23 protein-coding genes, 2 pseudogenes and 1 other annotated feature are annotated in these 23137 nt (G+C 30.4%); of the genes and pseudogenes, 20 read left to right on the forward strand and 5 right to left on the reverse strand.

What is annotated here, in order from left to right; all coding sequences use genetic code 11:
- Window positions 1–145: 145 nt before the first annotated feature.
- Window positions 146–1495 (reverse strand): DUF4317 domain-containing protein, encoded by a 1350-nt coding sequence (locus ACI48Q_RS08285; protein WP_474918614.1) that lies wholly within the window; start codon window positions 1493–1495, stop codon window positions 146–148.
- 507 nt (window positions 1496–2002) lie between these two features.
- On the opposite strand from ACI48Q_RS08285, the gene ACI48Q_RS08290 reads away from it, so the two are divergent.
- The 16 genes from ACI48Q_RS08290 (at window position 2003) to ACI48Q_RS08365 (ending at window position 17452) form a co-directional block, all read left to right on the forward strand.
- Complete coding sequence (locus ACI48Q_RS08290) at window positions 2003–3238, forward strand: alpha/beta hydrolase-fold protein (RefSeq protein WP_474918615.1); 1236 nt, start codon at window positions 2003–2005, stop codon at window positions 3236–3238.
- Between the two features lie 471 nt (window positions 3239–3709).
- Window positions 3710–3996 (forward strand) — a binding site (T-box leader).
- 49 nt (window positions 3997–4045) lie between these two features.
- On the forward strand, window positions 4046–5053 hold the full coding sequence (gene pheS, locus ACI48Q_RS08295; protein WP_474918616.1) for a phenylalanine--tRNA ligase subunit alpha: 1008 nt from the start codon (window positions 4046–4048) through the stop codon (window positions 5051–5053).
- 17 nt (window positions 5054–5070) lie between these two features.
- Window positions 5071–7095, forward strand: a complete 2025-nt coding sequence (gene pheT, locus ACI48Q_RS08300) for a phenylalanine--tRNA ligase subunit beta (RefSeq protein WP_474918617.1) — start codon at window positions 5071–5073, stop codon at window positions 7093–7095.
- A 617-nt stretch (window positions 7096–7712) separates the two neighbouring features.
- Window positions 7713–8075: a hypothetical protein gene (locus ACI48Q_RS08305; RefSeq protein ID WP_474918618.1), complete on the forward strand. Its 363-nt coding sequence runs from the start codon at window positions 7713–7715 to the stop codon at window positions 8073–8075.
- Window positions 8076–8139: 64 nt separating this feature from the next.
- Window positions 8140–8433 carry a hypothetical protein gene (locus ACI48Q_RS08310; RefSeq protein WP_474918619.1) on the forward strand — a complete coding sequence of 98 codons (294 nt, stop codon included), beginning with the start codon at window positions 8140–8142 and terminating at the stop codon, window positions 8431–8433.
- A 14-nt stretch (window positions 8434–8447) separates the two neighbouring features.
- Window positions 8448–8759 (forward strand): DUF960 domain-containing protein, encoded by a 312-nt coding sequence (locus ACI48Q_RS08315; protein WP_474918620.1) that lies wholly within the window; start codon window positions 8448–8450, stop codon window positions 8757–8759.
- Between the two features lie 10 nt (window positions 8760–8769).
- Window positions 8770–9129, forward strand: a complete 360-nt coding sequence (locus tag ACI48Q_RS08320) for a hypothetical protein (protein ID WP_474918621.1) — start codon at window positions 8770–8772, stop codon at window positions 9127–9129.
- Window positions 9129–9266, forward strand: a complete 138-nt coding sequence (locus ACI48Q_RS08325; RefSeq protein ID WP_220323145.1) for a hypothetical protein — start codon at window positions 9129–9131, stop codon at window positions 9264–9266. Before ACI48Q_RS08320 ends, ACI48Q_RS08325 begins: the two co-directional genes overlap by 1 nt.
- A 21-nt stretch (window positions 9267–9287) precedes the next feature.
- Window positions 9288–9566 carry a hypothetical protein gene (locus ACI48Q_RS08330; RefSeq protein ID WP_474918622.1) on the forward strand — a complete coding sequence of 93 codons (279 nt, stop codon included), beginning with the start codon at window positions 9288–9290 and terminating at the stop codon, window positions 9564–9566.
- 274 nt (window positions 9567–9840) lie between these two features.
- Window positions 9841–10941, forward strand: a complete 1101-nt coding sequence (locus ACI48Q_RS08335; protein ID WP_474918623.1) for a hypothetical protein — start codon at window positions 9841–9843, stop codon at window positions 10939–10941.
- Window positions 10942–11071: 130 nt separating this feature from the next.
- A complete protein-coding gene (locus ACI48Q_RS08340) occupies window positions 11072–13561 on the forward strand; it encodes a hypothetical protein (RefSeq protein ID WP_474918624.1) in 2490 nt (829 codons plus the stop codon).
- Window positions 13562–13638: 77 nt separating this feature from the next.
- On the forward strand, window positions 13639–14019 hold the full coding sequence (locus tag ACI48Q_RS08345) for a hypothetical protein (protein ID WP_474918625.1): 381 nt from the start codon (window positions 13639–13641) through the stop codon (window positions 14017–14019).
- A gap of 30 nt (window positions 14020–14049) precedes the next feature.
- Window positions 14050–14172, forward strand: a complete 123-nt coding sequence (locus tag ACI48Q_RS08350) for a hypothetical protein (protein ID WP_474918626.1) — start codon at window positions 14050–14052, stop codon at window positions 14170–14172.
- Between the two features lie 154 nt (window positions 14173–14326).
- Window positions 14327–16024: a recombinase family protein gene (locus tag ACI48Q_RS08355; protein ID WP_474918627.1), complete on the forward strand. Its 1698-nt coding sequence runs from the start codon at window positions 14327–14329 to the stop codon at window positions 16022–16024.
- A 61-nt stretch (window positions 16025–16085) separates the two neighbouring features.
- Window positions 16086–16373, forward strand: a complete 288-nt coding sequence (locus ACI48Q_RS08360; protein ID WP_474918628.1) for a hypothetical protein — start codon at window positions 16086–16088, stop codon at window positions 16371–16373.
- A 308-nt stretch (window positions 16374–16681) separates the two neighbouring features.
- A complete protein-coding gene (locus ACI48Q_RS08365; RefSeq protein WP_474918629.1) occupies window positions 16682–17452 on the forward strand; it encodes a class I SAM-dependent methyltransferase in 771 nt (256 codons plus the stop codon).
- Window positions 17453–17711: 259 nt separating this feature from the next.
- Here the strand turns inward: ACI48Q_RS08365 and ACI48Q_RS08370 are convergent, their stop codons facing one another.
- Window positions 17712–18284, reverse strand: coding sequence for a GNAT family N-acetyltransferase (locus ACI48Q_RS08370; protein WP_474918630.1), 573 nt, complete (start codon window positions 18282–18284; stop codon window positions 17712–17714).
- A gap of 114 nt (window positions 18285–18398) precedes the next feature.
- A pseudogene (locus tag ACI48Q_RS08375) lies at window positions 18399–18542 on the reverse strand (IS1595 family transposase); the annotation flags it as partial.
- Window positions 18543–18555: 13 nt separating this feature from the next.
- Between ACI48Q_RS08375 and ACI48Q_RS08380 the strand changes: the two are divergent.
- From ACI48Q_RS08380 to ACI48Q_RS08390, 3 genes and pseudogenes are all read left to right on the forward strand, one after another.
- A pseudogene (locus ACI48Q_RS08380) lies at window positions 18556–18744 on the forward strand (RtcB family protein); the annotation flags it as partial.
- 147 nt (window positions 18745–18891) lie between these two features.
- Window positions 18892–19782 (forward strand): GNAT family N-acetyltransferase, encoded by an 891-nt coding sequence (locus ACI48Q_RS08385; protein ID WP_474918631.1) that lies wholly within the window; start codon window positions 18892–18894, stop codon window positions 19780–19782.
- A gap of 154 nt (window positions 19783–19936) precedes the next feature.
- Window positions 19937–20275 carry a hypothetical protein gene (locus tag ACI48Q_RS08390; RefSeq protein WP_474918632.1) on the forward strand — a complete coding sequence of 113 codons (339 nt, stop codon included), beginning with the start codon at window positions 19937–19939 and terminating at the stop codon, window positions 20273–20275.
- Window positions 20276–20594: 319 nt separating this feature from the next.
- Here ACI48Q_RS08390 and ACI48Q_RS08395 read toward each other — a convergent pair whose 3' ends face one another.
- The gene (locus ACI48Q_RS08395; RefSeq protein ID WP_474918633.1) at window positions 20595–20828 is read right to left on the reverse strand and encodes an antirestriction protein ArdA; all 234 of its coding nucleotides are present in this window, start codon (window positions 20826–20828) and stop codon (window positions 20595–20597) included.
- A gap of 241 nt (window positions 20829–21069) precedes the next feature.
- On the opposite strand from ACI48Q_RS08395, the gene ACI48Q_RS08400 reads away from it, so the two are divergent.
- Window positions 21070–21411: a zinc ribbon domain-containing protein YjdM gene (locus tag ACI48Q_RS08400; RefSeq protein ID WP_474918634.1), complete on the forward strand. Its 342-nt coding sequence runs from the start codon at window positions 21070–21072 to the stop codon at window positions 21409–21411.
- 194 nt (window positions 21412–21605) lie between these two features.
- On the opposite strand, the gene ACI48Q_RS08405 is transcribed toward ACI48Q_RS08400, so the two are convergent.
- On the reverse strand, window positions 21606–23021 hold the full coding sequence (locus tag ACI48Q_RS08405) for an FAD-binding oxidoreductase (RefSeq protein WP_474918635.1): 1416 nt from the start codon (window positions 23019–23021) through the stop codon (window positions 21606–21608).
- Window positions 23022–23137: the final 116 nt, after the last annotated feature.

Raw genomic sequence — 23137 nt, forward strand, 5'->3', positions numbered from 1 at the left:
TTCAACTAGAGATTCCTGCAGAGCGAAGGAATCTCTAGTTGAACTTATGCAGATCTGAGCAGTAATAATATGAAGTTCTAATTAATCTAATTTTATATTCAAGCCTATTTGTATAATGTAGAAACTTAACTACAACTTATATAACTTAAATCAAATCATCTAAGCCATTAACTGTAGTTTGTTCATTCTCATTAATAGGAATAACTATGCATTTTTGGCCATCAATTATTTGAGATTTTATTTGAGGTATTTTTTCAGGTTTTACTTGAAGTATAACGTCATAGTTAGGAGTAACTTTATTATCTTCTGAATTTTTATCGTGAGTTTCTTGTAAATCAGCTTCTGAAGCTTCTTCTAAAAACACATTATCATCATTAACTTCTGGAGATAGGTGAGTTTCATTATCTACAGAAGCCTCTTGTTTAACTTGCTCAAGTCTAGTTTGAAGTACTTCTACCTGTTTCTGAAGGTTTTCTTCCTTTTTTCTTTGGGCATTTGCCTTAAGCGCCTTTGCGTCAATTAAATTTTCTGCTAGTGGAAGATCAGCACCAAAGTTTTCTATATAGGACTCTTCAATCTTAGTAGTAATTTCTTCAGGAACTCCACTTTCTATTAAAAGGTTTTGTATATCCTTTTTTGTTAAGGTTATAGGTTCACAATCTGTATCATCATATATAGAATTGTATTCATCTATCATAGTATTTAGGTTTTCTTGTATTTCCATAAAGGTTTTATCAGCCTTCTTTTCATCGGCACTTAAAGAGTCTTTAATAATGGACTCAAATGTTTCCTTTTGTATAGTAGCAGTCTGTCTTGAATAACAACCTAAAGCATTTTCCATTAATTCAGGATGTGTATCCTTTGCATTTTTTGTGTAATACATAATAGAGTTAACATCTGTACTACGGTCAATAAAAGCAGGAAATACAAAGCCATTAGTTGGAGCATCCACAACCCAATCTCTAATACGTGCCTTTATTTTGTTTTCTTCTTCAGCGTGTCTAAGACCAGGCTCTGAAAGTGATACAGGACATATTGCACATAACACATATTCATATACTTCTTCAGATTCATCTATCTTCATATTATCAGTGGTTTTAGTAATAACATCATAAGCATCATGAAAAACAAGTATTATAAAATTACTATTATAATCATAATTATCTATAATCAAGTCGTAAAAATCATCAAGGAGAGCATCATCCTTTAATCGACTTTTTTTAAGTTGCATAAGAGAAATTTGTCTTTCATTTATATAATCTTCATTAGTTGGAAAGTTAAGTTCTAAAATATTATTCCCAATAGTTCCAGACAGTACTTTTTTAGCAATTTCTAAGTACTTAAAGTATTCATCATCATCTAAATTTAGAAAAGTTTCTCTAAATTTTAAAATAACATGTTTTTCTCCATTAACATAACAGCCGCATATTTTAGTGAAGGTACATTGATCTTTTTTAAAACGTCTTTTTAACTCAAGTATATCTTTTTTTCTCATATATAAACCCCTCAATCTAGTATTTTCTATTTGTAGGTATTAGGCATCTTCAAAAAATAAATAAGTTCGTGTAAACCCAATCAAAGATTTTGACACTCACTTAAGTATAGTATTTTTTTTATATTAATTAAAGATTTTATTTGATGAATTTATCTCTTTACTTGAAAAACGAAAGACAACAATAGAAGATTAAATGTGATTATTAAATTTAATTTGAATCATCAAAAGCAATTTGCTTTAATGGTATGTATTTTGAAATAAATAAAATTAGTTCATAAATTATTTTAAGTAAGCATTGATTATATAAAAGTAAATAAGTTATAATTGAACTCATGACAATATCCTTCCTTTTAAGTATTTTTATGGAAGTTAAGAGATTCAATTATAACACAAAAAAGGGGGCATTGTTTTTTATAAAAAAACTCTGAAACCCTTGATATATAAAAAAATAATAAAAGGTATGAGTAATAAACTTTACACTACTTATTGATAAAGGGGGCGAATTATATGGGAAATAATCAAAAAGTTATTAGTCCACGAATACAACGTTTATGTGAGGAGTTAAAAATTGATAGATATACAGCATTAAAGACATTTTGGAATGAAGTAAGTACAAATGGGTCACCTATTATAGAAAAAATAGAAAATGATGATGAGAATTATTTAGTTACATTAGTTTGGAGAGAATTTGATTCTATAGATAGACTGGCTGTATTTGGTGAGATGTTCGGATATGATAGTATTAATACTGAATTTGACAAGTTACAAGGTACAGATTTGTGGTATAGGACTTGGAAGGCAAGGGGAGATGCAAAATCATTATATATGTTTATAGTTAATGAAAAGGAAGGGCAAGATTGGGAAGAACTAGACTTTAGGATGGATCCACTTAATTTTAATAAGTATGTATGCATAGAGGACGAAAAGAATTTAGGTGAATACTATTTACTTTGTAAAGAGGAATCTTGTTTTTGTTTACCAAATTACAAAGAAAAAAGTTGGACAATTGAAAGGAACGATGTACCTAAAGGTAAAATAGAATTGATTGAAAACTTTGAAAGTAAAATCTTAAATAATAAGAGAAGAATATGGATTTACACGCCAGCAGAGTACAGTGAAAAATCCGAGCCTATGACATTAGCATTATTTACTGATGGATGGGAATATGTTCATATTACAAAAGTTATTACAAGTTTTGATAATCTTATTGCAGAACAAAAGATTTCAGCTATGTGTGCAGTATTTATTGAATCTAATGATGATAGAGATAAAGAACTTACATGTTCAGAGAAATTCAGTTGTTTTGTTATGGATGAATTATTACCATGGATAGAGGAAAATTATAATATTAATAATGATGAATCAAAGAACTTAATTGCAGGTTTTAGTTATGGGGGGCTTGCAGCAGCATTTATAGCATACAAACATCCTGAAGTATTTTCAAAAGTGTTATGCCAATCAGGAGGAATGTATTGGAAAAGAGAAGATGATGAAAATGAAAAAGGACTAATATTGAGAATGTATGAAAATGGAGCAAAAAAACCAATAGATTTTTATATGACGTTTGGAGAATTTGAAAAAGAGTCTCAAAGACACTATAAGGCTAATCAAGATTTTTATGATATATTAAAAAATAAAAAATATAATGTTGAGTATAAGGAGTTTTATGGAGGTCATACTTACACAGATATTGATATAGAATTTGGAGATGGAATTATCCAGCTTTTGGGAGAAAACAGATAAACTTATTAATTAATTATAATATGTTGGAACTAGGATAACTGTATTTTTACCTAGGCAATTCAATAATGAGATAATTAATTTAGAATAATAAATAGTGAACCGTATCATAAATAAGTGAGGTTTTTACTAAAATTGGTAGTTAGTTATAAATCGCTGATGTCATTCAAAATTATGATACATAACATGATTTGAGAAACTTCAGATGAACCTTACCATAAATCACGTAGACTTTTTTAAAGAACTTTATGCAGAGCCATATCTTAAATGACTTGGAATTTTTGTATAGGAGTTAAATAAGGTTAGCCTCCACCGCGAAATCGACTAACCACCTGTAGGTGGGTTAAACAGCTGCTTACAGGCAGTTATGTTTTTTGTTGGGGGAAGGTAGGTCCAGTAATAAATTTAATCAGAATTTTAAAAAGATATTGACTTTAAAGTACTATTATGTTAATATGATTAAAAATAAATATTGATATGACTATGATAGAGGAAAGTAAATTTATCTAAAGCTTACAGAGAGTAGGGGGGGCTGAGAACCCTGCAGTGACAGTTACTTTGAAGTTCCCTCTGGAGTTTTAAGCTGAAATTTTATTAGGTAAAACGGAACTTTCACCGTTATAAGAAAGAGGATATCGGATTTCATTCCTGTATCTGTTTGAGATGTCAATTGTATTAGGTGTTCTATAGATAGTATTAGAATATCAAATATGATTGATGAATAAGGTGGTACCGCGTGAGTTTAACCTCTCGTCCTTTTTAGGATGAGGGGTTTTTTTGTTTTTAAAAAGTTAAAAGGAGAGGGTTAAAATGTCAGAATCAATTAAGCATTTAGAAGAAGTGGTAGTAAGAGCTTTTGAAGAAATTAAAACTATAGAAGAGCTGGAGGCATTGAGAATAAGATTTTTAGGTAAGAATGGAGAATTAACAAATATATTAAAGTCACTAAGCAGCTTTAGTACTGAAGAAAGAAAGGCTATGGGTATTGAAGGAAATAAGCTTAAAAACTACATTACAGAAAGAATATCAGAACTAAAAACTGACCTTGAAAACAGAAGCATGGAAAATAAATTTGATATAAGCCTCCCTGGGATGGAATTTGAGGAGGGAACTTATCATCCAATAACAATTATTCAAAGGGATATTGAAGAAATTTTTAAGGGAATGGGTTTCATCATAGCTGATACCAATGAGGTTGAAACAGACTACTACAACTTTGAAGCTTTAAATATTCCTAAATATCATCCAGCTAGAGATATGCAGGATACCTATTGGCTAGAAAATGGTATGGTATTAAGGACTCAGACTTCAGCAGGACAGCAGCATATAATGGAGCAGTATTCGCCTCCAATAAAGGCTATTATTCCTGGAAGATGCTTCAGAAATGAGGATATTGATGCGTCCCATGAAAATACATTCTTCCAGCTTGAAGGTATTGTAATAGATGAGGGAATATCTGTGGCAAACCTTATTTATACTATGGAAACAATGTTAAGCAAAATATTTGAAAAGCAGATTACGGTGAGACTTAGACCAGGATATTTCCCGTTTGTAGAGCCTGGCTTTGAACTTGATATAAAGTGTGAGATTTGCGGAGGAAAAGGATGTCCTACCTGCAAACGCTCTGGATGGGTAGAATTACTGCCATGTGGAATGGTTCATCCAAATGTATTAAAGTATGGTGGTATTGACAGCGAAAAGTACACAGGTTTTGCATTTGGTCTTGGACTTACAAGACTTGCAATGATGAAATACGGAATACCAGATATCAGAGTTTTTAACTCAGGTAATTTGAAAATTATGAAGCAATTTAAATAAGTAATGGGGGAAGAAAAATGAAGATATCATTGGATTGGATAAATGATTATGTGGATATAAAAAATATAGATGTTGATTGGCTTGTAGGTAAATTCACAATTACCACTGCAGAGATAGAAGAAGTAAAATATATAGATAATGACGTGATAATTGAAATAGATAATAAATCTTTAACCAATAGACCAGATTTATGGTGCCATTATGGAATAGCAAGAGAAATTTCAGCAATCACAGGTAGGAAATTAAAAAGTATAGATTATATAAAGGAAGAGCAGCTACGAGACATTAGTAAAAAGACTTTAGATGTCGATATTGAAGATAGAGAAAAGGTTTTGAGATATTCTGCAATTAAAATTGGTAATGTGAAGGCAAATAAATCGCCAGAGTTTATTGCTGATAGATTAAGTAACTGCGGCATTAGACCAATTAATATTATAGTAGATATTGCAAATTATGTTATGCTTGATATAGGTCAACCTCTTCATACTTTTAATAGTAGGTATATCCTTTCTATTGGAGTAGCTAGTTTAAGGCAGCCAATACAGTTCGGTATTTTAGATAATTCACAAAGAGATATTCCTAAAGATACATTAATGATATGCAGTGAGGATAAGCCTTTAGCCATAGCAGGCATAATAGGAGGGTATGAGTCAGAGGTATGTGAAAATACAGAAGGAATAATACTTGAATCTGCTACTTTTGATGGGGTGGCTGTAAGAAAAACTGCCTCATCCTTAGGTATTAGAACAGATGCAAGCATGAGATATGAAAAGTTCTTAGATACCGCAATTACTACTGTTGCCATTGGGAGATTCTTAAAACTGTTTCAGAAGTATCAGCCGGAAATAGAAGTAGAAACATCGCTGTACGATAATGTTATTAATGAAGTAAAGTCTATAGATATTAACATTGACCATAAATATATAGAAACTTATTTAGGAAATAAGATTGATAAGACTGTTGTGATGAATATACTAAAGAGTTTGGAGTTTGAGGTAGAAGAGAAAGAGGATGTATATTATATAAAAGTGCCCACCTTCAGGGCAACAAAGGATATCACCTGTAAAGCAGACATAATAGAAGAAATTCTTAGAGTTTATGGCTATGATAATATAAAAGGCAGTCCTAATAAAGCAGAAGTAGCTGCTCGTATAAAAAATCCTATAAAGGATATGGAGTGTTTATTGAAGGATATATTAGTGAAAAAATTTGACTTCAACGAGGTTCATTCCTACTCATGGTACGATAACAATTGGCTTAAGAGACTTGGATATGAATATAAAAACACCTTGAAGATAGTGAATTCTGGAGTAAAGCAGTATGAAAGCCTTAGAAGTGATATACTGCCTAATTTACTCAAAATAATTTATGACAATAGAAAAAGCTTTGAGGAAATTAAAATCTTTGAAATAGGAAGAGTATTCAAAATGAATGAGGGTAAATTAGCTCAACCTAAGCATTTGACTGCTGCAATTTACAGCAGCAAAGATGAGGAACAATTATTTCGCTATACCAAGGGAATTAGCAGATATTTATTAAAAACCGCGAAAAATATTGATGGAAAGTATATTGGAATAAAGAATGACTATAAGGAGCATTGCCTTAGCATAAGTTATAAAGATGTGAAATTAGGCTATGTGTATTCTATACCGTCCTCTACATTGAAATTATTCAGCAACAAGCATACTATAAAGGTAATAGACATTAATTTGGAGCTTCTTAATACTGTAGAAAAAAACCCAATTAAATATGAAGCAATTTCAAAGTACCCTGAAACTTATCTTGATTTCAGTATATTAACTCCAATAAATACGCTTTATGATGATATAGAATCCCTGGTGAATAAATTCATCCATCCATTAATAATACAAACTAATTATATAGACACTTATTCAGGAAAAAATGTTCCAGATAACATGAAGAGTACTACTATTAGAATGATTATTGGTGATAGTAAAAGAACTTTACAAATTGATGAGATTACTAAGGTAAAAGAACTTTTTATTAATTATCTTAATGAAAATGGGTTACAACTTAGATAGTGGAATGGTTACATTACGTTAGAAAATAACAGTTAGTTTTATGCTAACTGTTATTTTTTTAAATGATTTGATGAGAAAATTGAGTATACTGAGAACATTAGTGAAGGAAATGCAATTTTCAATCTATAAGATGTTGAATGTTACAGGTAAAAAAATTTAATTGTATTTTGTACAAATCACCTTTTGGATTAAAATATTGGGGGTATAACGAAGTAGTGAATTATGATAAGTTTACTAGGTTTCATATAGGAATACAATCTAAGTCTTTAGATGATTTAATATGTTGCTCTTAAGTCACAACATATAAAACACAATGGCAATAAATTAGTTTTATTCTTTTTCTATTTAAGGTGTATACTTAAAAGACTATTTATTAGCTATACTTGTTCCTTAAATCAGGTAATATCAATAATTCAAGAATACGATTAATTATTCAACAAAGAACTGTAATTTCAACTTTTATGAAAATTATTTGCATTTTTAGAAATATCCTATGACCAGAGTAGTTAAAGGAAATTGAAGGATTAAACATTAGCTTCAAATATATATTATAGTTATGAGAACTCTTACATTTAAAACATGGGTAAGAGCATTTTATTTTTAAGGAGGTAATAACCATGATAGAAGTTAGTCATCTGAATGAAAAAGAAAGGCTTGTAGCTTTGCCACAGGAGGTTCAAGAAACAATTCTATGCATATTACAAATACTAGATATTGAATACGGAGCAGATAGGAATAAGTATAAAGATGATGGAGGTTATGTAGCGATTTTGGAAAAGCAAGAAGATTTTAAGCCAATAAAAGATAATGCATATATTGATTGTGATGAGGTTATACCAGAATATGTAGATAAGATAGTTTGTAATAGCGGTACAATATATACCAATTCACTAATATTATGCAATAATGATTATGCCATATCATTAATAATTCCATTGGAACTAACACCACAGAATTTGAAAGATTATACGATTGAATGAAAGTCTTAATTACCAATACATCGGTAGATAAGGCTTTTTTATTTATAGAATATGGGAGGGTACAATGACAAGGAAAGTAATAAAAGATACTAAGTATTGTCAGATATTAAATCAAGGAAAGGTAGCTGATGAAGAATATACATATTGCATAGAAAAGATATTCATTAAATGTATAAAAAGAGATGAAATCAGGTTTAGTCTTTATAAAGATACTATAAGGTCAGCAGAAAGATATATTCCAAGGTCACTAGATGTAACAGAGGAGCAATTACTGCAACTAATTAAAGAATCAATAACTGCAGGAGTATTCTCAAAGGAATTTATAAAGAATTTATCTCAAATTTTAAATAAGAAATAGGGGGAACATAGAAAATGTTTAAAAATAAGAGTAATCGTTATATTACAAGAGGAGTAAATGGGGAAGTAGATATTAGATTACAACTTCTAATGTGGAGTATAATTGATAATCTTAATGAGAAAGGAAATGTTGAAATAGATTATTTACAAATATTTAAATTAAGAAAAGAAGGAGCTTCAATAATAATTGAACATAGCCAAGAAGAACCAGAGTACAAAGCCGTTTATTCATTGGAATTACAAGATGTTGAGCTACATAGAAAGATGAAAATATATGTTATAGATAGTGGAGAGTATTCAACTATGCTTCTTTGCGAGGAGTATTAAGGAGGATTAAATGATGAAAGAATTAAGTAAAGAAAAGTATTTTAACTATGATAGTAAGGAACTTCTAGGAGTAATGAGATTTGATTTCTATGATGGAAGATTAGCTAATCAATGGAATCCAAGAGATTTAATAATAGAGTTAAACAGCAAGAAGGAAATAGATTTAAAGAAGCTACAACAAGAATTAAATTACATTCAATTTGATTTAATTAACAACTATGAAAAGGTTGTAGAGCTATGTGGAGGTACAGGCTATGATAATGAAACTCTCTTATATGTAGATTTTGAAATAGCTAAATATGTAATAAAGCTAATTCCTGTAAGAGATTGTTATTCATATATTTACACATATGTAAAGGAGAAGAAGTAATGAATCCAGTTAAGATATTAAAGATAATCATAATACTTTTACAGTTAATTGCTAGTGGGATAGATACTGATACTGCAATATCGGATGTAGCAAGCAGATTTAATATTTCTGCATCATTTTTAAGAAAGTTTTTATAAGAGTAGAAGGAGATAATAAATATGGACAACTTATTATGGATAATAACTTTTATACTAGGAACAGTAACATTTGCTGGGGTATTTCTAAAGTGCGAAATAACTTACTTTGGTTGTGGCGGTATTATAGCTGTATGGGGATTATGTATATTAGGGGTAGGAATAATAGTAGGTATAATTGGAGAGGTTGCAGGTGGACTTTTCTCTATAATATGGTTTTTAATAAAGGTAGGTATCATAATAACTATAGTTGGTTCAGCTGGCAAGTATATATATAATAAGATGAAAAGAAATAATAAGTAATCTTTAAGAATACATGCTATTTAATATTGATAGCATAATAAAAAGAGGGTGACCTCTTTTTTTGACTAATTATAGCTAAGGTGAAAAAATCACTAAATATTTATTGAATTTTTAATAAGTATTTAGTAAGTTTTAAGTAAGTTAAAAAATTCTAAAGCACATTTTTTTTCAGAAAATATCGTCATAATCGATAATATGGTAGTGACGATATTTTCAGTTATAAAAGTGGGTATATTATTAATGATAAAAATAATGAAAGGATATTTTCAATGAAATGATAAAAACTAGACATACTGATGAAGAGAAACAAGAATGTGTAAATGAATATCTTAATGGTGCAGATAAATACTATTTATCTGGTAAATATTCTACATCTGTTAGAACTATTGATAGATGGATAACAAAATTTAATCTTGATGAAGTTCAACTAAAGAAAGCTAAAAGAGCCAACACTATACCAATAGATGTACAAGAAGAAGTTCTTCAAGTATTAAACAAAAATCCTATCTTCCAAGGATTTAATGAAGTTGAATGGACTGAGAGAAAGGTTATAAAATACTTAAACGACATATATAGCATTAAGATTAATTGGAGAATGGCTAAAGCATTAATAGAGGATGCTAAAAAATTAAATACAATTGTATATGAGGATAGAATATATAATGACATAGAAGAATTAGCTAATTTAGGTTATAGCATAGTTCTACTAGATTATATAAAAATAGGTAGGATTAATAGAATAGAAGTAGAGTCATTGGAGCTTAGAGAATATACAAAAACTAAATTGGATGTAAACCTTGTAATTGCTAGAGCAGATAGCAATATATATCTAGATATAATTTTATCAGAGATTAATATAGTAGATAAAACAAAGATAGAAGTTACTAAAGTTTCAGACAAGAAGCTAGTATATCAAAAAAAGCTTCAAAGAAAGGTTATTGTACAAGATAAATATGAAGTATTAAAGAAAATAAAGAAGGCAGAAGGTAAGGAAAATATAATATTCATAACGACATATGATAAAGACATTACTAAGCTTAAGAAAAAAGGAAGTAATATGAAGTATTTTATAGTAGATGATAAAATATATAAGGAGTTATTACAAGATAAATATGAGGGGGAATATGGTAAATCTGTAGTAGATTATATGTATGACGGGAATAATAAGAATAGAAAGTATAGGTCGATTAGAGATATAAGTCAAGTAGTATGGGGAAAGATAGATAGTTATGTCTTAAAAGTTACAGATGATAAATTTAAGACGTTGAAAAAAATACAAGGGGTAGAAAAAATAATTTTTGAAGTGCAAAAAGAAGAAGAAAAAATGAGAAATACTATGAAAATAATAAATTCTAATTTTATATACAACATTTAAGACAGAGAACTTTCTTCTCTGTCTTAACTTTTTACATTAACTGTATATGGAGGTGATAAAGAGGCTATTAACTTATAATAAATCTTGTGAGGAACAGAAATAAAACACCAACACCAAGGAGGAGAAGGAAATGATTAATAACAATTATGGAGAACTAAGAGATGAATATGTTAAGGGAATTAAAGCTTTAGAAAAGGTTAATGTACCAATTGAAGTAAGGATGATTAAGACTAAAAATGGGACAAGAAGTGGTTACTATGAGGATAAGAACCAGCTTTTAAATGACATTATGAAATATGATGGAAAAGATAATATATTTTTCACATTAAATGTTTTTTCAGAAGAACTAATGGCAAGAGCCAAGAATAAATTAGTTAACTATGCTCAACATACAACATCTGATTCAGAGATAACAAGAAGAGCATTGCTTCTTATAGATATAGACCCAAAGAGACCAGCAGGTGTTTCATCTACAGATGAAGAACTTGAGTCAGCAAATGTTGTAGCCAAGTCAGTAATAGAATATTTAATAAGTGAAGGATTTCCACAGCCTATAGTAGCATGTAGCGGTAATGGATACCATGTACTATATAAGTTAGATTTACCTAATACTAAGGAAGTAACTCAAATGATAAAAGACTTTCTTATTGTGTTAGATAAGAAGTTTAGTACTAAAGAAGCTCAAATAGATAAGACAACCTATAATCCTGCTAGAATAACTAAGTTATATGGAACTATGGCTTGTAAAGGTGATAATGATGAAATAAGACCTCATAGAAGGTCAAGAATAATAGATATTCCAGAAGAGTTTAATGTTGTAGAAGAAAGATTAATTAAGAAAGTAGCAGAGCTTATACCAAAGAAAGAAGTTAAAGTTAAAAAGCAAAATAGTAAAGCTAATGTAATAAGTTGCTTTGATGCTAAAGAGTGGCTAGAAAAGCATGAAATAGAAATAAGTCATACAGAGGAAAAAGAGTATGGGTTATGCCATGTTCTAAAAGTATGTCCTTGGAATCCTAATCATACTGATGAAGCTGCATCAGTAACACAACTTTATGAGGGTGGAATTAGTGCTAAATGCCATCATGACAGTTGTTCAGAAAACAATTGGGAGTCACTTAGAGAGATGTATGAGCCAAAGGCTTCGAGAAAAAATACGGAATATTCTGATAATATACAAGCTAATGATGAACCAAAAAGGAGTCAAGCTGATGTATTGATAGACCTTGCATTAGAAAATAATGATGTGTTTTTTCATAACTCATTAGAAGAAACTTTCGTTGCAGTAGATAAAGGTAACTTTTACGAAGTTTATGGAATAGAAGATAAGAAGTATCAAATGCTTTTAAGAAAAAGGTATTATGATAACACTCAAAAAGCTCCATCTAAAGATAATATTAATCAAGCAATTGGAGTGTTAGAAGCTAAAGCTTTATATGAAGGTGAGGAGATAGAAGTGGCTAAAAGATGTACAAGCGTAGAAAATACTATCTACTATGACATTGCAGATAAGGCTTCAACTATCATTAAGATAGACGAAAATGGGTGGGAGATTGATGATAGTAAGCAAATTTTATTTATAAGAAGAAACAATATGAAAGAACAAGTGATACCAGAGTCATATGAGGATTTAGTGGGTTTACTAGATAGACATTTTAGGTTTAAAGATGAAGAAGATAAAACTCTTCATACAGTAAGTCTAGTAACTAGATTAATACCATATATTCCTCACCCAATTGAAGTAATTCATGGGGAGAAAGGAGCTTCTAAAACCACCACTATGAAGATGAATAGAAGCTTAGTTGACCCAGCTTCAAGAGATATAATTTCAATACCTAAAGCCATACAAGATTTAGCAATAGCATTATTTAATAACTATATGCCTTGTTTTGATAACCTAGATAGTGTTTCATCAGAGAAAAGTGACCTATTCTGCATTGCTTCAACAGGTGGTGGCTACAGTAAAAGAAAGTTATATACAGATGATGATGAGAAAATAATCAACTTTAAAAGTCGTATAACCTTAAATGGGATTAATGTTATGGCTACAAGAGCTGATTTACTTGATAGATGTATAGTTTTAGCATTAGAAAGAATTCCAGAAGATGAAAGAAAAGAAGAATCTAGGGTATGGGAGGATTTCAATGCTGATAAACCTAAAATACTAGGAGCTATGCTAACAACATTATCAAAGGCTATGAAGATATACCCAACAGTAGCATTAGATAAGTTGGGTAGAATGGCTGACTTTACTAGATGGGGTTATGCTGTGGCAGAAGCTTGTGGAATTGGTGGAGAAGTATTCTTAAAAGCATATTTAAATAATCAGAAAAAAGCTAATCAAGAAGCAGTTGAAGCTAATCCAGTAGCTACTGCATTAATTAAGTACATGGACGAGGTAAAGAACTTTAGTGGAACTGTAAGTACATTATTAAAAGTACTGAATGAAGTTGCAGAAGCAGAGCAGATTGATACAACATCTAAGTTATGGGCTAAAGAACCTAATGTACTAAGCAGGAGATTAAATGAAATAAAATCTAACCTTGAACTAGAAGGGATTTACTATGATGTAAGACATAAAAATCAAGGTAAAGTCATTGATATAGTTAAGGTAGCTTAGATTTATATAATAATGACATTATCGAGGTGATACTTCGATAATGTCGATAAATTCAATATGAAAAGGAGCAAGTTAAGATGAAAGCATTAAAAGAACTAACAGATAAGAAGATAGGATTATATATAAGAAAAGAAGAAAGTGGAGAAAATCTGTCAACAGGATATGGGAGATTACAATGGTTGAGATATGAGCTTGGGGAACATGAGGGTAGAATAGAAACTTATATTGATAACGCCAATAGTTTAGAAGAGTTAAAGAAGTTAGCTTGTGACGTTATTGATGGAAAGATTGATGTAGTTTTAATATGGTCAATAGATGAGCTAATAAATGTAATAGGTATGATTCTTATGTTGAATTGTTCATTAAGAGAAATTCCTATAATAAGCTTCTGTGAATCATCAGAACGTGTATCTTATGTAGTTGAGCATCAAGATGAACTTATAGAAGAAGTTTTTTAAAAAAGAAAATCTTATGAAGGAGATAGAAAAATGACTAATGATAAAAAGATAAGTGAAGTTGTAGACATAATTTCAGAAATGATAATTAAGTACATTAAAGATTGTAGAGAAACTAAAAATGATAGTGAACTAGAAGAACTAGAAGCTATATAGCCATTTATAACGGAAAATATCGTCTATATTGAAGTAGCGAAGTGATGATAATGACGGTATTTTCCTTATAAAAAAATGTAATAAAGTAGGAAGATAAGTATATATTATATTTTTGCTACAAGGAATATAATTTAAAGATAATGGAGGAATAGAGATGGGATTTATAACTTTAACTAATGATGTAACTATGGAGCAAGGAAGAAAGAGAGTAGCAATTTATTGTAGAGTTTCAACCATTGAACAAGCAGAAGAAGGCTATAGTATAGATGAACAGCAAAGGTTACTAATGGAGTGGTGTAAAAAGATGGATTACACTGTATATAAGTGTTATTCAGATAGAGGGATTAGTGGTAAAGATATTAAGAATAGACCAGAGTTAAAGCAATTACTTAATGATACTGAAGATAAGCAATTCGACATGGTAATATCATGGAAGATTAACCGTATAAGTAGAAAGTTAGCTGATGTTTTAAAGATAGTTGATGTTTTAGAGCAGAATAATATAACTTTTAAATCTTATTCAGAACCATTTGAAACTGATACACCTGCAGGTAAAATGCAGTTTCAAATGATGGCATTAATAGGTGAATTCGAGAGAGGTACAATAGCACAAAACGTTAAAATGGGAATGTGTGCCAAGGCAAAGAGTGGAGAATGGTGTGGTGGTACTGTTTTAGGATATGATTTAGTAGCAGTAGAAAGCTTAGAAGGAGCTAAAAGAAGAAAAACTAAGCTAACTATTAATGAAAAAGAAGCAGAAACAGTAAGATTTATTTTTAATGAATATGGTAATGGCAAAGGCTATAAGGCAATTACCAACCAACTAAATAAGTTAGGACATAAAACTAAGAAGGGAAACAACTTCTCAGTAGGTTCAATAAAAGATATTATAACTAATCCAGTATATATAGGTAAGGTTAGATACAATGTAAGACAGAACTGGTCTGAAAAGAGAAGAAGAAATATTAATGCTAATCCTATAATAACTGATGGAGTGCATGAAGCTATCATAGATGAGAAACTATGGGACAAGGTTCAAGCAATTCTAGAAAATAAGAAAGGGAAACCTTCAAGAGTACATGATGGAGAATTTCCATTGACAGGAATACTAAGATGTCCTAAGTGTGGAGCTGGTATGGTAATATCAAGAACTACTAATAAATTAGCAGATGGTACTAAGAAGAGTATAGCTTACTATGCTTGTGGAAATTGGAAAAATAAAGGTACAGCAGTGTGTACCAGTAATTCAATAAGAGTAGAAAAAGCTAACGAGTACGTATTTAATAAGCTTTCAGAGTTACTTTCTAATGATAAGATGGTTAAAACTATAGTAAGTAATGTTAATAAAGAAAGAATTAGAAAGGTTAATCCTGCTAAGAAGGAGCTAACAAGAATTGATAAAGAACTAGAAAAGCTAGATAAGAAGAAAGGTAAACTTTTTGAAGCTTATGAAGATGAAATACTAACTAAAGAGGAATTTCAAGCAAGAAAAAATGAGTTAACTGAAAGAGTTAAAAAACTAGAAGAAGAAAAAGCACCGTTATTAGTTACTCTATCAGATGATGTTAAGGAAGAACTACCTTATGACTTCATTAAGAGCATACTTGAAAATTTCAGTAAGGTCTTAAAAGAAAGCACAAGTAGGGAGCAACAGAAGAAGTTATTACACATGATAATTTCAGAAATAACCATTAATGAGCTAAGGGACATTGACTCAATTAAGATTAACATTAATGATAACTTGGTTAACTATTTAAGTAAGGAAGAAGGAGTATCTATAAAGGGTACTCCTTCTTCTTTTATATTAAAAAATGTTGGTATAAGCACATTAAGCTTAAATATTGCAATATAAATGTTGATTAATAAAAAGGTTATAATATAATAGAAGAAAAATTATAGGAGGATTAATTTTCATGAACAAGAAGCAGTTAATAGAAGAGATAGCAAGTAAATTAGATGATAGAGATTATAGATTAATATTAGGCCTAGATGGTAAGTTTAATCTAATACCATTAAGTGAGTGGAGTGATGTAATGGAGTATGTTACAAGATGGGAAACTTATGATAGAGGAAATGGGTATGTAGGTGTTTCAGCTTCAGAAGATACAGAGTTCATAGATGGCATATATAATTGGGCAATAGAAGCTTGGGATAGATACAAGAATGATGGTGAAACTAATATCCTTAATCCTTGGAGTTAAATAATGTAAAAACCTCACTTGAAAGTGATACGGAGAACCGTATCATAAATAAGGGATACGGCTTTAGGAAAATACACTAAGATTAATAAATATGAGTTATACATTAAATAAAGCATAAAAGTAGTCTTAATCTATTAATTAAAATAGTTAAGGCTGTTTTTGCGATTATTATACTTTTGAAAACAAGCTTTGTAATCAGAATAAATTAAGAGTAAAAGTTATCTTGTGATATAATAAAGTATTATTCATTTAAGATTTAATAATTTTATGGCTATGTAATTCAAAACTTATATTTAAGGAGGCAATTTATGAATAAAAAACCAGCTTATAAAACCTGGATAAGAGTAAATAAAATAATTGCTTTTTCGGTAATTTCTTTATTTCTAATATTAATATCATTACTGCCGATTGATTCATTTATACGTATTAGTGCAGGAATTTTGTCATTACCATTCTTATATATTTCATTTATAGTATCATATTCTTACTATCAATTTTCAGATTTTGGAGGGAATTTCCAATCTAAAATACATAATTTAATCACAGATAAGGTTAATCATAAAGGAAATGGTAAAGTATTAGATATAGGTGCTGGTAGTGCTTCACTTATAACTAAACTAGCAAAATCATTACCCAAAACATCTCTTGTAGGAATTGATTATTGGGGAGAAGACTGGGAATACTCAAAACAAATATGTGAAACAAATGCTGAATGTGAAGGTGTATTAGATAGAATTGATTTTATAAAAGCGAGTGCATCTAAGCTACCATTCGATGAACATAAATTTGATGTAGTAGTAAGTTGTTTAACTTTTCATGAAGTAAAAGATGAGAGTGATAAAATAAAAGTGTTGAAAGAAGCTTTAAGAGTTCTTGATAATGATGGAGAGTTTGTGTTCCTAGATTTATTCCTTGATGAAAAAGTATTTGGAAAGAACAATGAGTTTTTTAAGGCTATTGATTCACTTGGAGTTTCAGAAATTAAAGTTGAAAAGCTTGAGAATATAATTGAGTTACCTTCTATTCTATTACACAAAAAAGTATTAGGTAATGCAGTAGTTATTTCTGGAAGAAAATAAATTACAAATAAGTAGAGTAAGGTACGGAAAACCGTATCACAAATAACGGATATATTTTATAAGGGTATAAAAATTATATTTTTAAAATTTCAATTAGAGTATAATAACATAATGAAATCCATGGCAATTGGTTTTGTAGTGGATTTTAATGTTAGGCTATGTTTTATAATAATGTTGTTAGTATAACTAATATTAAGGGAAGTCTCTTTGAGACCTCCCTTAATTCATATTTTGAAAAGATTGTATATTTAATATAATTTTATAAATCTAAATACCATATAAGTTGAACTTCATCTCTATCTTCAATATCTTTGTAATAAGCGTATTCATCTATTTTTCCTAATACTGCACCTTGTTTATGATAAAACTTACACGCTTGAACATTGTTATTTTGACATTCAATTTTCATTTGTTTTAATCCTTTTGATTTTGACCACTGAACAGCCATAGTAAATAACTTTGTACCTACTCCCTGGTTCTTATATCTATCATCAACCCTTATATCCCATAGCACACTTATGTCATCTCTACCGTCAAGCAGATGAATATTTTTTGTTTTTGAAACAACAGTAATTGCTCCAATGGGAATTTCGTTATCAAAAGCCATAAAGAATGCCCAATTAGTTATATCAAATTCTTCTGCATATTTTGTTACTTCCTCATATGCTCCTAAATCTTTTATATATTCTTCGGTCGGAGTCTCTTTTAATAAAATCCCTCCTAATCCATTCTCAACCTTTTCTAATTTGAATATGCTTTTCACATTAATAAGCATTGGAATTTTATCATATTTATCAAAGTATGATTTATCAACTTCTCTATATGTAATCACCTTTATTACCTCCACTAATAAAATTAAACTTAATTCTGTAATTTTACAATTATGCACTAAATTACAAATTGATCATATGCTAATTATACTGTCAATCTCATATAATGTATATAATTAAACGAATATTGGTTGTCTTTCTTTATAATCAGTTATTTTTGTATAAGCATGGGCTACATTACATTTAACCATAAAGTTTTTAATTTTCACAACTTCCTTGTGATTTTCAAACAATTGTAGCCATTTAAACCAGTACATATAATATATTGGCTGTGGAAAGAGAAATCCAGAATGGAATTATTCTGCACCTCATGGAGCAGGAAGACTTATGAGCAGAAGCAAAGCTAAGGAAGTATTGACCATGGAGGATTATGAGAAATCCATGAAAGGAATATTCACAACCTCAGTAAATAAATCAACCTTGGATGAAGCTCCTATGGCATATAAGCCTATGGATAAAATCAGAGGATGAAATCATTGCAGCCTGCAGATGGAGTACAATGGGAAATTATATATCCATTTAGGACATGATTTGTATTTTTATGGTACAATGGAGAGAATATTACAGTATTTAAAAATATAGATAAGATAAAATGGGGGAATAGAAATTATGGGAGATATAAAAAATCCTAGTATAAAATTAAAGGAACTGCTAGATGGAAATGATGCTAAGGATATCAGTAGGCTTGAGAAGCTTTGTTTAGAAACGGATAAAACTTCACTAAAGCTGGAGATTGATTATAAATTAAGCAGAGAGGAGGGCAAAAATAAAAACTCAAACAATATTAACGAATTTATGTATTATGACAATAATGAACTTATTGGATACATTGGTATCGGAGAATTTGGTGGAGGTGCTTTAGAAGTTAATGGAATGGTACATCCAATGTATAGAAGAAGGGGTATATTTAAAAAATTATTTTCTCTAGTCAGAGATGAATGGAAGAAAAGAGAATCGAAAAAAATGCTTTTACTATGTGATGATGCTTCTGCTTCTGGTATTGAATTTATTAAGTATACCGGTGCTACTTATAATAATTCAGAATATGAGATGTTTTTAAAAGATAACTTAATGGAAAACTTTCAATCAAATAATGTGGTTCTACGTAAAGCTACTAAAAGTGACGCAAGAGAAATAGCGTGGCAAGACTCAATATATTTTAACAGTGAATTCAAAGAGGATGATGTTTCAAAGGTAGAGGAAGATGAGAGTGATAGCTCATATAGTTATATAGCAGAAGTTGACAATAAGACTATAGGAAAAGTGCGTATAGAAATAAACAACTGTATAGGAGGTATTTATGGATTAGGAGTGCTTCAAGAGTATCGCAGAAAAGGTTATGGAAGAGAAATTTTAGTTAGTGCAATAGAAAAATTAAAGGAAGGAAACTCAGAGCAGATAAGGCTTCAAGTTGTTACAAAAAATAATAATGCTTTAAATCTTTATAAATCCTGCGGATTTGAGGAAGCTTATACAATGAATTATTATGAATTAGTGTAAAATAATTTGTGTAAACTGCGTAAGAATCATATAGCACTTTTCTTTTTAGTAGAATTAATATATTAAAGTACATGTATATGAAAGTGAAGAAATAGTAACAAATCTAGAATCTCTGCATATTCTGCTAGTAGAAGCAGTTAAGCAGGAGAATTATATGGGAATAAATAATACAAAAAGATTAACTGTTACTTTAGATGATTATGTTATTAAAATTGCAGAGGAAAAGGCACTGGCTATGTTTAAAGGAAATATGGATAATTATATTAACTGGCTTATCTGTACTAACAATAAACATGAAATAAAAAAAGCAGTAAAAGAGTTAGAAAGCAAACAAGAGGAAGATAAGCCCAAAGCAATACAAGATACTAAAAAAACAGCAATGTATAATAATATATGTGAGTTTTGTAAGGAGCCTATTTATCAAGGAGATGAGATTTGTAAGGCGGAAGGTTATGAAAACTATATACATAGAAAATGCTGCAAGAAAAATTAAGCAAGATAATAAAAATTATTTAAGAGATATAGAAAAAATAGCCTGAGAAATTTACAAGAATGTAGCCATATAATTAGAAGAGAAATTTAAGGGTGAGCTTTGAAGAAGATTTGGAAATAAGAGAAGATTATGATATTATATAGACCTATGAGAAGATTTCTTATAGGTTTTTTGCAATGTTTAAGATGGCAATTGCTATTCTTAGGATTAGTCTGTGCTAAACAACGATTGAAAAGCGTATATAAAGGATGATGTTTTCTTTTGCATTGCTCATAGTAAATCCTCCTATTTTTATTTCCATAGATTCATCACCAGTCTATCATGCATGAGAGACAGAATACAATAGTATTGATTTTTTCAGTGTTTGCCTTTTAATCATTTGAGGAAAACACATAACAAATGGACAATCAACTGACATACTCAAATATCCCATGAGAGGTTTCAAGGCTAGGTCACGCTCAAAGGCTTCATAATCAATATATGGTTGTAAGTGACTGGGAACTTCACCCAAACTTCCTGTTTCTTCAATATAGTAACGAGCGGCATCAGCCATAGAATCACAATCGGAATAACAATACTAGTAAGTTCTATCAACATGGTTACGTTCCTAATACTTACCAAGCTTTAGAATTAAAAATAGAATTTTAAAGTTTCGTTTTGAAGAAGATTTGGCAATAAGAGAAGATTATGATATCATAGAAACCTATGAGAAATTTCATAATTCTAGCAAATAAGTAGTTTTTGTGAATTAATCATATAATAAAATTAACAATAGCAACGGAGGAAATGAATTTATGTCAGCTTTACCAAATTGTCCAAAATGCAATTCAGAATATACTTATGAAGATAGAGGTCTTTTTGTTTGTCCAGAATGTGGACATGAGTGGACTTTAGAATCAGAAAAGGAAAATAGTGAAGATAAAAAGGTTATCAAAGATGCCAATGGAAATATATTAAATGATGGTGATTCTGTAACAGTAATCAAAGACCTTAAAGTAAAAGGTAGTTCATCAGTTGTGAAAATAGGCACAAAGGTAAAAAATATACGTCTAGTTGATGGAGATCATGATATCGATTGTAAAATTGATGGCTTTGGAGCTATGAGCTTAAAATCTGAATTTGTTAAAAAGGTATAAATTGGATTTTACTTATCTTTATATGAGAACTTGAACAGGTTGTGGTGCAGCCACGGTAAAAAATGAAAAACTCAGTAGGTAGATTTGCTGTTATATAAATCTACCTACTGATTTTTCATTTAGTTCTTTTTTAAGATAGTGTTGATAAAGCTACATATTATTGCGAAGAAAGCCATTTGCAGGAACCTTTAAATTTACTCAGATGATTTATTTAAAAACTTCTTATCTTTTTCATCAATATCAAGTCCCAAGGTTCCGCCTGGATTCATGATATTATCTTTGTCAAAGTGGTTTTTCAAGGCACGAATCACTGAATATTCAGTGCTACCAATGGAACCCTCAAGCCATGGAGCAAACATTTTTCCAATTCCATGATGATGGCTCATGGAGGCACCGCTTTTCTGAATAGCATCTAAAATTCCAGCGTGATACTGCTTATATTCCTCAGGATCACTCATCTTTGCAATAAAAATAAAATAAAGATTAGCTCCTTGAGGATAAACGTGAGACATATGGGTGGTTACAATTGTTTGTGGACGAGCCTTACAGTAAGCACGAACATCTCTGTGAACCTTAGCCATATTGCTCCAATTTACGCTGCATTCCATGGTGTCTGTAACTATTCCGAAGTCTTGCATGGTATCACGAAGATATGGATCTGTAAAGCGACCATGCTCCCAAGACTTTGTAACAGAACCAGTGAGATTCATAGCTCCATATTTTTTACAAATCCTCTTAACATTTTTAGCACAGTTTTTAGAAAAACTGTCCTCACCATTGGTAAACCCTAAGAAAAGGCATCTCTCCATTTTCTTCATACCTCGCACTTCAAAGAGGTGACGGAGAGGACTTTCATCAACTCCATATAAACGAAGCATTACATCTGTTTCTTCAGGGTCAGATAGACGGAAAACAGAAGGTAGTCCTGCTTCACTTTGCATAATTTCTCTTGCAGCTTCCTGAGCAATTTCCCAATTTTTAAACATAAAGGAGAATCTGCGAATTGTCTCAGGCATATGACGAAAGACTTTAAGGGTTACATGGGTTAAAACGCCAAAGGCTCCTTCGCTACCCATCATAATTTCACCTAAATCAGGTCCAATGGCTTTTCTTGGGTATGTGTCAGTTTTAATAGGTCCAATAGGAGTTGCATATTCTTGACCAAGGACTAAATCTTGTATTGTGCCATAATAGGTGGAGTTTTGACCTGCACCTCTTGTTACAACCCAGCCACCAACAGAAGAATATTCAAAGCTTTGAGGAAAGTGACCACAGGTGTAAGCTCTTTTGGCGCCAAAGTTTTTCACAGCATTATTAAGGGTTTCTTCAAGTTTAGGCCCGCTCATACCAGCTTCCACTGTAATAGTTTGGTCTATTTCATTAAAGGAAACTACCTTGTTAAATCTAAGGCGCATATCCAGTGAAATTCCTCCCTTGGTACATTCAACCCCACGAGTAACAGAGGAGCCTCCACCATAAACATACACAGGAATTTTTTCCACTGTACAGTAAGCAACAATTTCTTCAATTTGCTTTTTATTATCAGGATAGAGTACAGCGTCAGGAATATTTTCAATAATTTTATTTCTAAGGCGAAGTAGGTCATACATGGTTTTTCCGTAAGAAACAGAAAGCCGAGCATAATCATCAGTGCGAACAAATTCTTCTCCACAAATTTTACGGAACTCATTTAATTGAGCCTCACTGAGTTTACAAGGAATATCAA

This window comes from Clostridium sp. LXY-7 (assembly GCF_056172015.1).

Excerpts from the sequence above, each read along its gene's own strand:
- ACI48Q_RS08285 (WP_474918614.1), bottom strand. The coding sequence starts at position 1,495 with ATGAGAAAAAAAGATATACTTGAGTTAAAAAGACGTTTTAAAAAAGAT.
- ACI48Q_RS08290 (WP_474918615.1), top strand. The coding sequence starts at position 2,003 with ATGGGAAATAATCAAAAAGTTATTAGTCCACGAATACAACGTTTATGT.
- pheS (WP_474918616.1), top strand. The coding sequence starts at position 4,046 with ATGTCAGAATCAATTAAGCATTTAGAAGAAGTGGTAGTAAGAGCTTTT.
- pheT (WP_474918617.1), top strand. The coding sequence starts at position 5,071 with ATGAAGATATCATTGGATTGGATAAATGATTATGTGGATATAAAAAAT.
- ACI48Q_RS08305 (WP_474918618.1), top strand. The coding sequence starts at position 7,713 with ATGATAGAAGTTAGTCATCTGAATGAAAAAGAAAGGCTTGTAGCTTTG.
- ACI48Q_RS08310 (WP_474918619.1), top strand. The coding sequence starts at position 8,140 with ATGACAAGGAAAGTAATAAAAGATACTAAGTATTGTCAGATATTAAAT.
- ACI48Q_RS08315 (WP_474918620.1), top strand. The coding sequence starts at position 8,448 with ATGTTTAAAAATAAGAGTAATCGTTATATTACAAGAGGAGTAAATGGG.
- ACI48Q_RS08320 (WP_474918621.1), top strand. The coding sequence starts at position 8,770 with ATGATGAAAGAATTAAGTAAAGAAAAGTATTTTAACTATGATAGTAAG.
- ACI48Q_RS08325 (WP_220323145.1), top strand. The coding sequence starts at position 9,129 with ATGAATCCAGTTAAGATATTAAAGATAATCATAATACTTTTACAGTTA.
- ACI48Q_RS08330 (WP_474918622.1), top strand. The coding sequence starts at position 9,288 with ATGGACAACTTATTATGGATAATAACTTTTATACTAGGAACAGTAACA.
- ACI48Q_RS08335 (WP_474918623.1), top strand. The coding sequence starts at position 9,841 with ATGATAAAAACTAGACATACTGATGAAGAGAAACAAGAATGTGTAAAT.
- ACI48Q_RS08340 (WP_474918624.1), top strand. The coding sequence starts at position 11,072 with ATGATTAATAACAATTATGGAGAACTAAGAGATGAATATGTTAAGGGA.
- ACI48Q_RS08345 (WP_474918625.1), top strand. The coding sequence starts at position 13,639 with ATGAAAGCATTAAAAGAACTAACAGATAAGAAGATAGGATTATATATA.
- ACI48Q_RS08350 (WP_474918626.1), top strand. The coding sequence starts at position 14,050 with ATGACTAATGATAAAAAGATAAGTGAAGTTGTAGACATAATTTCAGAA.
- ACI48Q_RS08355 (WP_474918627.1), top strand. The coding sequence starts at position 14,327 with ATGGGATTTATAACTTTAACTAATGATGTAACTATGGAGCAAGGAAGA.
- ACI48Q_RS08360 (WP_474918628.1), top strand. The coding sequence starts at position 16,086 with ATGAACAAGAAGCAGTTAATAGAAGAGATAGCAAGTAAATTAGATGAT.
- ACI48Q_RS08365 (WP_474918629.1), top strand. The coding sequence starts at position 16,682 with ATGAATAAAAAACCAGCTTATAAAACCTGGATAAGAGTAAATAAAATA.
- ACI48Q_RS08385 (WP_474918631.1), top strand. The coding sequence starts at position 18,892 with ATGGGAGATATAAAAAATCCTAGTATAAAATTAAAGGAACTGCTAGAT.
- ACI48Q_RS08390 (WP_474918632.1), top strand. The coding sequence starts at position 19,937 with ATGGGAATAAATAATACAAAAAGATTAACTGTTACTTTAGATGATTAT.
- ACI48Q_RS08395 (WP_474918633.1), bottom strand. The coding sequence starts at position 20,828 with ATGGCTGATGCCGCTCGTTACTATATTGAAGAAACAGGAAGTTTGGGT.
- ACI48Q_RS08400 (WP_474918634.1), top strand. The coding sequence starts at position 21,070 with ATGTCAGCTTTACCAAATTGTCCAAAATGCAATTCAGAATATACTTAT.
- ACI48Q_RS08405 (WP_474918635.1), bottom strand. The coding sequence starts at position 23,021 with ATGTATGACCTACTTCGCCTTAGAAATAAAATTATTGAAAATATTCCT.